The sequence below is a fragment of the Solibacillus sp. FSL W7-1464 genome (assembly GCF_038004425.1).
Lineage (GTDB): Bacteria > Bacillota > Bacilli > Bacillales_A > Planococcaceae > Solibacillus.
On record NZ_JBBORC010000001.1, the window covers coordinates 2678850 to 2690564 of the forward strand.

The window sequence follows — 11715 nt, forward strand, 5'->3', positions numbered from 1 at the left end:
CCCTCCTATGCCTTGTGTTTTCCCATGTTCCCTATTAAATAAAACATTCTACGACCCTTTCTTGATATATTAAGCAATTTAAGTATATAGATTAGAATCCGTTAAAAGAGCTATTTAATAATCTCCTTATAACCTCTGAAACACTATGCGGGATATGAGGGAGTCAAAAAGAAGTTGATTAATACAAAAATTCGGGTAAGAAAAAATAAGTGAAATGTTGCACAGGGGGCAATGAACGAATGAGCACCCCCCTTTGCTGTCAAAACCAATCGTCGGAAGGAAGTGTTTGAGTTGAGTAAAAAGAAAGAAATCAAAAAATTAAAAGATCATGCATTTGCGGACCTTTGTTTAATCGAAAAAGAATTTCAGCAGATTGTAAAAAATACTTCGAATCAATCAGGTGCTTTTAAATGGGTGGACTTATTGAGCGATTATGAATTGGAAGAGTTTTATGGACGCCGCAGAGACCGAAAATATGCAACGCTTACAGTTGAGTTGTATTCATTAACCGAACAACTGCTAAAAGACATTTATAAAGTTTATTTTAAGCATAAATATAAAAATAAATCTGATATGAATATCATTCTTGATTTAGAGAGGAAACTGGGGGACCACTTAACTTTTAAGAATAATACTAAATTATTGGCAAACCTCAGAAGTTGTATTGTTCATGAAGAATTCTCTTTAAAGTCTGCAAGAAAAAAAATATATATAAAAAAGAAAAACAGAATTCTATTCAAACAATTGATGAAAGATGTTGATCTGTATATTGAAAATATCGCAATGAAATGATTTTATGCGAAGCTGTATTCAGTCTCCGGTAAATCCAACTACTAATCACAATCCGTGCAAATGAAAAGGTCAGCCAGCAGTACTGGTCGACCTGTTTCATGGGAGTATAAATTCGATAAAATAAAAAGCTACACCTAATATGATGTGACTCAATTAATATACTACAGTTAAGAGTTCAGATTGTGAGTACATAATAAATAACATAAAGCCAACCGAACAGACCATGGATAATCGCCCACAATACAGATTTATTAACGCTCCATGAAATAATGATAGCAAGCACCATACCAAAACTTACACCACCAATTTCAATCTTCAAAATCACCCATCCCCTCTGCTGTCATATCAATTTCACAACATGTATAATGCAGCATCTTCCCATTCATAGCATCCTTCCAATATTACTCTCTACTTCATGGTAAGAAATCATCAATTCCAAATCACGAAAATGCAGATGGCACTTGTCTTCATTTGGATATATCCACAATTCTTCGTAGGTTTTTTCCCTGGTGATAGTTTATTCGTTTCGCTCTCCACAAATGATAATTATAGTTGTGCAATCTCCTCTTTAATTTGTAATTAGAATCATGAACAAATTTCAAATAAGATTCCAAGCTTTGATAGTTTCTTTTAACCGGACTTTGTTCACCATGCACACATTTTATACACTTAACAATTCAATTTTATATGCTTTATAATACGAAACTCGGAATTCACCTAAAAAAAACTGCCCGAAACCTAATTTACAAGGTTTCGAGCAGTTCTTTTTGTATTATGTTGGCCATAATCACTTGTTACGTCCCAGGAGGGATTCGAACCCCCGACCGACGGCTTAGCTTACCACTATAGTTTTCACTACTTATACATCTGTATAATTTGTTGGTCTGGACTATAACTTCACCATTTCAGGTGCGACACGTTTAGTCTCTACGGAACCTCCCACAATTACTTGCAGCAAACATTTTACCTGCATAAAGCCATTCAAATGTTCTCGTTTCCTCGGTATTGCCATCAGCATAATCTGTTAAGGGTTTACCGATACGGTGTCGTCCACTTTATACGTTACTTTTCCGTATAAAGGCTCCTATTTACTTAAAGGCCGTTGCTCTATCCTGCTGAGCTACTGAGACAATTTCTTTAAACCAATTGGTAATAAAGACATTTTTTATTATATGGTATATTATATTTAAAGTCAACAAACAAATTAAACAAAATTATTATTTAACTAAAATAATTTTCCATTCGCTAAATTCTGTATTAAAAAAGTGAAGCCCTCATTACTTCAAGGCTTCACTTTGATAATTAACGCTCATAAAATAATTCATCGATCAAATTATTATTATCGTCATAACATTGTAATGTGAAATGTGTGGAAGTTATTGTCAGAGTAACAAATGACTTTTCTTCAATCCGGCGTGGCTTCAGTAAGCTGCCCGGATTGATAAATAAAATGTCATCAATATATTCCGCGCCCAGGATATGTGAATGACCAAAACATACAATTTGTGCGCCGACTTCCTTTGCGCGGTAAATCAGTTTCATCGGAGAGTTTTTCACATCGTATAAATGCCCGTGTGTCACATACACACGATCTCCATTTACCTGAAACAGCATCTCTTCCAAATAGTTCTGGTCATGATCACAATTCCCCTTCACACGCTCTACTCCTTGCAGAACAGGATGTGCATACGGCAGTTCGCTATCACCGCAATGGATCACTTTATCCGCATCCGGATGGTAGCCCTTTACACGTTCAATGATTTCCTCGTCACTATGGGTATCACTCATAATCAATAGCTTCATTCGTATCCACATCCTTTACATTTCTATTCCTAGTGTGACAGCATTGAAAAGAAAATTCAATCACCAATATACAAATTATTACAATTCACAACAGATACTGGAACTGTTATTTCAGAAACTCCGCTAACTGTAATGCCAGTTTGCGAATGGCATTGCCTCGGTGTGAGATGGCACCTTTTTCTTCTGCAGACAGCTCCGCCATATGTTTTTCCAATGCAGGTACATAGAATATTGGATCATAACCGAATCCGTTAGTACCTTTCTTTTCGTGTGCAATCACACCTTCACAAGTACCGAATACTGTTTTTGTTTCCATATTTGGACCTGCGATCGCCAATGCACAGCAGAAACGGGCTGTACGCTGTTCTTCCGGTACGTCCTTCATGTTTTCCAGCACTTTTACCATATTCGCCTCATCGTCATGATCGCCGGCATAACGTGCTGAATACACACCAGGTTCACCGTTTAATGCATCGATCGCTAAACCGCTGTCATCCGCAATTACGATTTGACCAAGCATGTTCGCTAATGTTTCCGCTTTTAAAATTGCGTTCTCTTCAAAAGTTGTACCTGTTTCTTCAATTTCCACATCCGGAGCAACCTCAAACATCGTGACAACCTCATAGCCGAACGGTCCGAATAATGCTTCAAAGTCTTTTGCTTTTCCTTTGTTCTTTGTTGCGATGACTACTTGTTTCATTATGCTTCCACCTTTCCGATCAGTTTTGCGATGTCACCTAGTGCTGTTTTTTGCATGTCGATTAGCTGTGCAATACCGGCTTCTCCTAAATCGAGTAATTCATTCAGTTCTGAACGGCTGAATGTCGCTTCTTCGCCTGTTCCTTGTAATTCCACAAATTCGCCGGCACCTGTCATAATAACGTTCATATCGACTTGTGCAGATGAATCTTCAACATAGTTTAAATCCAAAACTGCGCCAATATTTTCTAGTTTTCCGACACTAGTGGCAGCTAAATAATCTGTTACGGGGAATTTTACGAACGGCTTGTCAACACCTAGTTTTGCAATTGCCTGTGTCATCGCTACAAAAGCTCCTGTAATCGATGCAGTACGCGTTCCGCCGTCTGCCTGAATCACGTCACAGTCAATCCATACCGTTTTTTCACCTAGCGCTTCTAAATCAACGACAGCACGTAATGCTCGGCCGATTAAGCGTTGAATTTCCATCGTGCGGCCACTTACCTTCCCTGCAGAGCTTTCACGGCGTGTGCGTTGCTCTGTAGCGCGTGGCAGCATGGAATATTCAGCCGTAATCCAGCCTTTACCTTGTCCACGTAAAAAACCAGGTACTTTTTCTTCAATCGTTGCAGTACAAATCACCTTTGTATTACCAACTGTTATCAATACCGAGCCTTCCGGATGCATTAAATAATTATTATCAATTTGAACTGGACGTAATTCATTCACAGCTCGTAAGTCATGTCTAGTCATTCGTGACCTCCTCAATTTGTTCGCGCACTTATCTTATCACAATTTAAGAAGGGTCTAAAGCAGAAAAGCAAGACATAGAAGGAAAAAGCTCAAATTAGACAAAAAGCCTAATTTGAGCTATCAACTATTTTCCGAATGTAATTTTACGGATATCCAATTCACCTTTTTCCAGCCAACGATCTGCTATAGAACGGAAAATCGGCACGGAACCAGATGCATGCAGAATATGCTTCGGCGGTTCTTCATCTGTTCGTAATTGTCCTGTATAGCTTAAAATCGCTTCGACATCTTTTGCCGTTTCTTCGGCAGATGACAGGACATGTACTTGTGAGCCTACTGCTGCCTCAATTTGCTTTTGTAAAATAGGATAATGTGTACAGCCTAAAATGACTGTATCAAATCGCTCATCTTCAAGCGGCTTTAATCCTTTCGCAACAAGGTCATACGAAAATTGGCCTTCGTATTCGCCACTTTCAACAAGTGGCACAAATGTCGGACAGGCAAGTGGAATTATCTTCGCTTTTGTCGATAATGATTTCACCGCTTCTTCATATGCGCCACTTTTGATTGTGCCTTCTGTCGCAAGTACGACAACTTCATTGCGCTTTGTCTTTTTTATGGCTGCTCGTGCCCCTGCATTAATAACTCCTAAAACCGGAAATGGCATATGTTTTTGCAGACTTTCCAATGCAACGGCAGTCGCAGTATTACATGCAATGACAAGCATCTTCACATTCATCTTTTCGAGTGCTTTTGCCATCTCCCATGTAAAAGTCCGGACTTCTTGCTTTGTGCGTGGCCCATAAGGACATCGCGCCGTATCGCCTATATAATATATTGTTTCGTTCGGCAAAAGCTCCATAATCGCTTTTGCCACTGTTAATCCGCCAACTCCGGAATCGATAACACCAATTGGGGCATTCACTTGTACCGCCTCTATCCTATTTCATTAATAAATGTAGTTTTTGTAATGTTCTTGATAATTGTTCAAACTCTTCTGCGTTAAATTCCTGTGTAATTTCCCGCAAATAATTTTGTCTTTTAAAAATTACTTCCTGGATAATTCTTTCGCCTTCAGGTAAAAGATGAATCCGTACAACACGTCGATCATTTTCGTCACGTACACGCTGTACCAATTCATTTTTCTCCATCCGGTCCACTAAATCTGTCGTTGTCGAAAATGCTAAATACATTTTCGTCGACAAGTCACCGATCGTCATATCACCCGATTCATGCAACCATTGCAATGCAATAAATTGCGGAGGTGTAATCGTATAATTGCTTAGAATTTCTCGACCTTTTTGTTTGATTAAGTGTGAAATATATCTTAGTTCTTTTTCTAGGATTGCTATAGATTCAGAGCTATGTGTGCTGTGATCTTTCATCTACTCCATTCACTCCTCGATGCGATTCATAGTTCTATTTTGAAGTTTTTTTCATAAAATAGCAAGCATCGAATCAGTATATTGACAATTCCTGAAGTCTCAAGAGCTCAAGAATTGCTTGCGTACGACTTGATACACCCAGCTTTTGAATCGTATTGGAAATATGATTACGAACGGTTTTTTCACTAATGCCTAGCTTAGTTGATATTTCCCGTGTTGAATAGTCCTTTATTAATAGCTCAAAAATCTCGCGTTCTCTTTTTGTTAACAGCGAACGATGCTGCGGACGATTCATTTTGCAACACCCTCCTATCCTCTTCTTTGTACATTATGTCGAAAATACAAAGCGGGTGAGGGCATTTAACTATTTCCCAAGCAATAATTTTTTTTGATCTTCGAGTAACGGGACCCCTTTACCCGTGTCACTGCTCAATTGTACTAGCGTTCCACGCCCTGTATAGCAAACTTCATTTTTTTCATTTTTCACCAAATAATGCAAATCCATGGAAGATGTGCCGATTGATGCAGTTTTTACAAATATTGTCAACTCTTCATCAAAAAACACTTCTTTCAGATAATCACACTGAATATCTGCCACAACGAGCATATTTCCCGTTTCCGAACCAGCAGCAAAATTGAACCCTAATGCCTTAAAATATTCGATACGTGCATACTCGAAATAGGCAAATACTTTTGTATTATTTACATGCCCGTACATATCTGTTTCTGAAAATCGTACCTTGACCTTTGCAGAAAACGAAAACCCTGCCATCCATTCTGTCGCATCCTGAATATATGTAGCCCGCATAAAAAATCCCCCTTTGTTTGTTTAACTCATCATCCCCTGATAATGAATACTCATTCATTATATCATAATTTGTCAGAAAGCAAAAAGCGATCAAAACAAAAAGACCCTCACCAAGGTGAGGGTCAATTATATTCATTCGATTAGTCAACCATGTGGTCAGAACCGAAGAAGTTTTTGAACATTTGAACTGTTGTTTCACGGTTAAGTGCAGCGATAGATGTTGTTAAAGGAATACCTTTTGGACAAGCAGCTACACAGTTTTGTGAGTTACCGCAGTTTGCAAGACCACCGTCGCCCATGATTGCATTTAAACGTTCGTCTTTATTCATTGCACCTGTTGGGTGTGTGTTGAATAAACGTACTTGTGATAATGCAAATGGACCGATGAATGATGCTGATTCAGAAACGTTTGGACATGCTTCCATACATACACCACAAGTCATACATTTTGATAATTCATAAGCCCATTGACGTTTGCGCTCTGGCATACGAGGACCTTCACCTAAATCATAAGTACCATCGATTGGTACCCATGCTTTAACTTTCTTAAGTGCATTAAACATGCGCTCACGGTCTACTTGTAAGTCACGGATAACCGGGAAAGTTTTCATTGGCTCTAAACGAATTGGTTGAGTTAACTTGTCTACTAATGCTGAACAAGATTGTTGCGGACGTCCATTGATTACCATTGAACATGCACCACAAACTTCTTCCAGACAGTTCATATCCCATGATACTGGAGTCGTTTTTTGACCATCAGCAGTAACAGGATATTTTTGAATATGCATTAGAGCAGAGATAACGTTCATACCAGGACGGTAAGGAACTTCAAACTTTTCAACGCGTGTAGCACCATTCTCATTGTCTTGACGAACGATTTCTAACTTCACTGTTCTATCAGTATTTACTGTTTCCACTGTTCAGTTCCCCCTTCTACGCTGAGTAGTCGCGTTTACGTGGTGGAATTAACGAAACGTCTACATCGGCATAAGTAATAATTGGTTCGCCCGTTGCCGGATCGAACTTCGCCATAGTTGTTTTTAAGAAGTTTTCATCATCACGTTCCGGGAATTCAGGCTTAAAGTGAGCCCCACGAGATTCGTCACGTAATAATGCACCCTTCGTCATAACTTTAGCTAAATATAGCATGTTCTTTAACTGACGAGTGAAGTGAGCACCTTGATTCGACCATTTTTGCGTGTCGTTAATATTGATGTTTTCCCAACGCTCTTGAAGCTCAGTTAATTTCGCATAAGTTTCTTCTAATTTTGCGTTTACACGTACAACAGTCATGTTATCAGTCATCCACTCACCAAGTTCTTTGTGTAATAAGTAAGCGTTTTCTGTACCATCCATTTTTAGGATAGCTTCCCATTTCTCTGTTTCTTCCTGTACGCGACGCGTGTAGATTTCTTCAGGTAAATCTTCTGCATGCTTTTTAAGTCCTTTAATGTACTTAACAGCATTTGGTCCTGCAACCATACCACCGTAAATCGCTGATAATAATGAGTTCGCACCTAGACGGTTTGCACCGTGTTGTGAGTAATCACATTCACCAGCAGCGAATAAACCAGGGATTTCAGTCATTTGGTCATAGTCAACCCATAATCCACCCATTGAATAGTGTACCGCCGGGAAGATTTTCATCGGTAATTTACGTGGGTCATCACCTACGAATTTCTCGTAGATTTCGATAATACCACCTAATTTAATATCTAATTCATGAGGATCTTTATGGGATAAGTCTAAGTATACCATGTTTTCCCCATTAATACCCAACTTTTGATTTACGCACACGTCAAAAATCTCACGTGTTGCGATGTCACGTGGTACTAAGTTACCGTAAGCAGGATATTTCTCTTCTAGGAAGTACCAAGGCTTACCGTCTTTATACGTCCATACACGTCCGCCTTCACCACGAGCAGATTCAGACATTAGACGGTTTTTGTCGTCTCCAGGAATCGCTGTCGGGTGAATTTGAATCATTTCACCGTTTGAATATGTTGCACCTTGTTGGTAAACAATCGATGCTGCAGAACCAGTGTTGATTACTGAGTTTGTTGTTTTACCGAAGATAATACCAGGACCACCTGTTGCCATAATTACAGCATCAGAACGGAATGAGCGAATTTCTTCAGTACGTAAATCTTGTGCTACGATACCGCGGCAAACGCCTTCGTCATCAAGCACCGCACCAAGGAATTCCCAGTGCTCAAACTTTGTAACTAAACCAGCTACTTCGTGTGCACGAACTTGCTCATCTAGAGCGTATAGTAATTGTTGACCAGTTGTCGCACCAGAGAATGCTGTACGGTGCATCAACGTACCACCGAAACGACGGAAGTCAAGTAAACCTTCTGGAGTACGGTTGAACATTACACCCATACGGTCCATTAAGTGGATAATACCAGGTGCTGCATCACACATACCTTTAACTGGTGGTTGGTTCGCTAAGAAGTCGCCACCATAAACTGTATCATCAAAGTGGATCCATGGAGAATCCCCTTCACCTTTTGTATTAACTGCTCCGTTAATTCCGCCTTGTGCACATACAGAGTGTGAACGTTTAACCGGAACTAACGAGAATAATTCAACTTCAGTACCAACTTCAGCTGCTTTAATCGTAGCCATTAAGCCAGCAAGACCGCCACCAACGACGATAACTTTACTTTTTGCCATGATTATTTCTCACTCCTCATTAATTGCTAATAACTTTAACTCATATTCCATTCCATCCAGAACCTTAACTATGTAGTAGTGATCAAGTTAAGTGATTAGACGAATGCTAAGATAGCTGCAACACCAACGATTGCTAATACTACGAAAATTAACAACGTAACATAAGTTGCGATTCGTTGAGATTTGTTAGATTGCGTAATACCCCAGCTTACTAAGAACGACCATAAACCATTCGCTAAGTGGAATGCTGCTGAAACGATACCTAAGATATAGAATACTAACATTAATGGATTGTCAACGATTTCAACCATCATATTAAATTCAACTTCAGCACCTAATGCTTTTTGGATACGTGTTTGGAAAATATGCCATGCAATGAAGATTACAAGGAAAATACCTGTGAAACGTTGCAATGCGAACATCCAGTTACGGAATGTGCTGAAACGTCCAGTGTTGTATGTTGCAGTGAAAGCAATATACACTCCATAGAATCCGTGGAACATTAATGGAATATAGATAATAATCCATTCCATCGCTAACAATAACGAGTGTGGAAGCAATTCCATAACACCTGTTGCGTTATTGTAAGTTTCTTCACCGCCAACTGCAGTGAAGTTCAGAAATAAGTGGAACACCAAGAACAACCCGACAGGAACTACACCTAATAACGAGTGTAAGCGGCGCCATAAAAATTCACGATCTTTCGACAAAACTGTTACCCCCCTTAGTACTTGAAATACACATGCGCAACGTCTCAAAATTGTAAAAGTTGGGATGTTGACTGCGCATTTCATCATGGTACAATATTATGACATGTCCATTGTACTCTCAACAGATACTAGCGTCAAGGCAACGCAGGATATTTTATAATCATTTTAAAGACGGTTTTACGCTGTTTTGAGAACCGTTTTTTCTGCTTATAACTCATTTCTTCATGAAAGAATGAAAATTATAAGAAAATTTATGAAAGAGGTTTTTTATATGGAAGGGTACAAAATGAAAACGATTCCAACTTTTGGCTACGAAATCATTCGTGACCATCTTCTTCCTTCTATTCTAGGAAAGCATGAAGAAGATGTTTTATATTGGGCAGGTAAAGAAATTGCAAGAAAGTTTCCGTTATTTTCGATGGATGAACTGCCTTCATTTTTTATGGAAGCTGGCTGGGGCCAATTAGTTCTGGAAAAGGAAACGAAGGACGAACTTCATTACATACTTATGACAACAGAGGAATTGCCACTCAATATTGTACAACGTTGTTTCCGTCTTGAAGCTGGCTTTTTAGCAGAGCAAAAACAAAAGCAGCTTGGCTATTTAACGGAATGCTATGAAGAGAAAGACAATGACAAACATATCGTAAAATTTACGTTAAAATGGGATTTAAAAGAGAAAATTTAGTCTTCAACTTCTAATAATTGCCTACTGCTGAAGCAGCAATTTTACTCAATAAAATAGCTGGAAATAAGCTGCTGCAGCTCATTTCCAGCTATTAATTTAAGAAGCGGTTACTTCTTTCATCGCCAAATTAAATTCCTCATGCAGTACATTCGCTGCCCGGACCATTTCTTCCTGTGGAACAACTACAGACACTTTAATTTCCGAAGTGCTGACCATTTTTACAGGAATATGCTCACGGCCTAAGCGTGCGAACATGCGAGCCGCCACCCCCGGATTGGATGCCATCGCAGAACCGATAATGGAGACTTTCGCTAAACCTATTTCAAAATCCGCAAAACTAAAACCAAGTGAGAGTTTACTAGTTTCCAGTACCCGTAAAGCTTCTGCAAACTCATCTTTTGAAATTGTAAATGAAATGGTCGGTTTCACGCCATCAATGACTGCTTGAACAATAATATCCACATTGATATCATTTTCTGCTAAAACACTAAACACTTCTGCCAATGACGCGGTTTCATAAGAATCATAGCCAATCGTCAAACGTATAATATCCGATTCGTAGGCTACACCGCGTACAAGTAAGTTTTTCTCCATGTCTACATCCCCTTTAATAAAAGTGCCTTCCACGTCCTGTACGAAAGAGCGTACAATAAGCGGTATATTGTATTTTTTGGCAAGCTCAACCGCACGTGGATGCAAAATTTTAGCCCCTAAATTTGCAAATTCCAACATTTCATCATAAGAAACTTCAGGTAGTTTCCTAGATCCCTTTACAATTTCTGGGTCCGCTGTAAAAATTCCTTCAACCGATGAAAAAATCTCGACACGCTCTGCTTCGAGGGCAACCGCCAGTGCAACTGCTGAAGTTTCAGAACCCCCTTTGCCGAATGTTGAAATATTGTCTGTCCCCGTAACTCCTTGAAAACCTGCTACTATGACGATTTCTCCTAATGCTAAATGCTCCTGAATCCGTTTACTGTCGACCTGATTGATCCTCGCATTACCATGTTTTTGATTTGTATGGATACCTGTCTGCCATCCAGCAAGCGACACAGCTTTCCCTCCATGCTCCTGAATTGCCATTGCAAGCATTGCACTTGTTATTTGTGTCGCTGATGAGACAAGTGCATCCATTTCCCGTTTCGACGGCTCATCGGTAATTTCAGCAGCATATTGTCTCAATTCTCGTCGTATAGCGGGCATTGAAGAAACGACAACGACTAAGTTTATGCCACGTCCTTGCTCCTTTATCACTTTTTTAGCTACCTGTACGATTTTTTCCGGCATAGTCAATGCCGGACCACCAAACTTTACTACAACTGTCTCCATTCTTTTCCCTCCTTAAATTGAATAATCGAGTAGGAGGCTAGCCATTAATTGGCTAGCCGACCTCTCACA

At 39.4% G+C, this 11715-nt stretch carries 14 protein-coding genes; 2 read left to right on the forward strand and 12 right to left on the reverse strand.

Annotated features, from left to right (window positions below; translation table 11 throughout):
- Positions 1 to 282: 282 nt before the first annotated feature.
- Positions 283 to 792 carry a nucleoside-diphosphate sugar epimerase gene (locus tag MKZ25_RS13250; RefSeq protein WP_340801930.1) on the forward strand — a complete coding sequence of 170 codons (510 nt, stop codon included), beginning with the start codon at positions 283 to 285 and terminating at the stop codon, positions 790 to 792.
- Between the two features lie 175 nt (positions 793 to 967).
- Here the strand turns inward: MKZ25_RS13250 and MKZ25_RS13255 are convergent, their stop codons facing one another.
- From MKZ25_RS13255 to MKZ25_RS13305, 11 genes are all read right to left on the reverse strand, one after another.
- Entirely contained in the window at positions 968 to 1117 is a 150-nt protein-coding gene (locus MKZ25_RS13255; RefSeq protein ID WP_340801931.1) for a hypothetical protein, read from the reverse strand.
- Between the two features lie 977 nt (positions 1118 to 2094).
- On the reverse strand, positions 2095 to 2595 hold the full coding sequence (locus tag MKZ25_RS13260) for a metallophosphoesterase family protein (RefSeq protein ID WP_340801932.1): 501 nt from the start codon (positions 2593 to 2595) through the stop codon (positions 2095 to 2097).
- Between the two features lie 106 nt (positions 2596 to 2701).
- Complete coding sequence (locus MKZ25_RS13265; protein WP_340801933.1) at positions 2702 to 3295, reverse strand: XTP/dITP diphosphatase; 594 nt, start codon at positions 3293 to 3295, stop codon at positions 2702 to 2704.
- Complete coding sequence (gene rph, locus MKZ25_RS13270; RefSeq protein WP_340801934.1) at positions 3295 to 4047, reverse strand: ribonuclease PH; 753 nt, start codon at positions 4045 to 4047, stop codon at positions 3295 to 3297. The genes MKZ25_RS13265 and rph overlap by 1 nt, the downstream gene beginning before the upstream one ends.
- A 124-nt stretch (positions 4048 to 4171) precedes the next feature.
- Complete coding sequence (gene racE / locus MKZ25_RS13275) at positions 4172 to 4972, reverse strand: glutamate racemase (RefSeq protein WP_340801935.1); 801 nt, start codon at positions 4970 to 4972, stop codon at positions 4172 to 4174.
- 16 nt (positions 4973 to 4988) lie between these two features.
- The gene (locus MKZ25_RS13280) at positions 4989 to 5432 is read right to left on the reverse strand and encodes a MarR family winged helix-turn-helix transcriptional regulator (RefSeq protein ID WP_340801937.1); all 444 of its coding nucleotides are present in this window, start codon (positions 5430 to 5432) and stop codon (positions 4989 to 4991) included.
- A gap of 73 nt (positions 5433 to 5505) precedes the next feature.
- Positions 5506 to 5727 (reverse strand): helix-turn-helix domain-containing protein, encoded by a 222-nt coding sequence (locus tag MKZ25_RS13285; RefSeq protein ID WP_008405041.1) that lies wholly within the window; start codon positions 5725 to 5727, stop codon positions 5506 to 5508.
- A gap of 69 nt (positions 5728 to 5796) precedes the next feature.
- Positions 5797 to 6240 carry an acyl-CoA thioesterase gene (locus MKZ25_RS13290; RefSeq protein ID WP_340801938.1) on the reverse strand — a complete coding sequence of 148 codons (444 nt, stop codon included), beginning with the start codon at positions 6238 to 6240 and terminating at the stop codon, positions 5797 to 5799.
- A 140-nt stretch (positions 6241 to 6380) separates the two neighbouring features.
- Positions 6381 to 7157: a succinate dehydrogenase iron-sulfur subunit gene (sdhB, locus tag MKZ25_RS13295; RefSeq protein ID WP_340801939.1), complete on the reverse strand. Its 777-nt coding sequence runs from the start codon at positions 7155 to 7157 to the stop codon at positions 6381 to 6383.
- Between the two features lie 16 nt (positions 7158 to 7173).
- The gene (gene sdhA / locus MKZ25_RS13300; RefSeq protein ID WP_340801940.1) at positions 7174 to 8919 is read right to left on the reverse strand and encodes a succinate dehydrogenase flavoprotein subunit; all 1746 of its coding nucleotides are present in this window, start codon (positions 8917 to 8919) and stop codon (positions 7174 to 7176) included.
- A 95-nt stretch (positions 8920 to 9014) separates the two neighbouring features.
- A complete protein-coding gene (locus MKZ25_RS13305) occupies positions 9015 to 9629 on the reverse strand; it encodes a succinate dehydrogenase cytochrome b558 subunit (protein WP_340715903.1) in 615 nt (204 codons plus the stop codon).
- Between the two features lie 271 nt (positions 9630 to 9900).
- On the opposite strand from MKZ25_RS13305, the gene MKZ25_RS13310 reads away from it, so the two are divergent.
- Positions 9901 to 10317: a YslB family protein gene (locus MKZ25_RS13310; RefSeq protein WP_340801941.1), complete on the forward strand. Its 417-nt coding sequence runs from the start codon at positions 9901 to 9903 to the stop codon at positions 10315 to 10317.
- A gap of 96 nt (positions 10318 to 10413) precedes the next feature.
- On the opposite strand, the gene MKZ25_RS13315 is transcribed toward MKZ25_RS13310, so the two are convergent.
- On the reverse strand, positions 10414 to 11646 hold the full coding sequence (locus MKZ25_RS13315) for an aspartate kinase (protein ID WP_340801942.1): 1233 nt from the start codon (positions 11644 to 11646) through the stop codon (positions 10414 to 10416).
- Between the last annotated feature and the right edge of the window lie 69 nt (positions 11647 to 11715).

What these genes read in the sequence shown, in the direction of transcription:
- MKZ25_RS13315 (WP_340801942.1), bottom strand. Translation starts at nt 11,646, where the DNA reads ATGGAGACAGTTGTAGTAAAGTTTGGTGGTCCGGCATTGACTATGCCG.
- sdhA (WP_340801940.1), bottom strand. Translation starts at nt 8,919, where the DNA reads ATGGCAAAAAGTAAAGTTATCGTCGTTGGTGGCGGTCTTGCTGGCTTA.
- MKZ25_RS13260 (WP_340801932.1), bottom strand. Translation starts at nt 2,595, where the DNA reads ATGAAGCTATTGATTATGAGTGATACCCATAGTGACGAGGAAATCATT.
- MKZ25_RS13280 (WP_340801937.1), bottom strand. Translation starts at nt 5,432, where the DNA reads ATGAAAGATCACAGCACACATAGCTCTGAATCTATAGCAATCCTAGAA.
- rph (WP_340801934.1), bottom strand. Translation starts at nt 4,047, where the DNA reads ATGACTAGACATGACTTACGAGCTGTGAATGAATTACGTCCAGTTCAA.
- MKZ25_RS13285 (WP_008405041.1), bottom strand. Translation starts at nt 5,727, where the DNA reads ATGAATCGTCCGCAGCATCGTTCGCTGTTAACAAAAAGAGAACGCGAG.
- MKZ25_RS13310 (WP_340801941.1), top strand. Translation starts at nt 9,901, where the DNA reads ATGGAAGGGTACAAAATGAAAACGATTCCAACTTTTGGCTACGAAATC.
- MKZ25_RS13290 (WP_340801938.1), bottom strand. Translation starts at nt 6,240, where the DNA reads ATGCGGGCTACATATATTCAGGATGCGACAGAATGGATGGCAGGGTTT.
- MKZ25_RS13265 (WP_340801933.1), bottom strand. Translation starts at nt 3,295, where the DNA reads ATGAAACAAGTAGTCATCGCAACAAAGAACAAAGGAAAAGCAAAAGAC.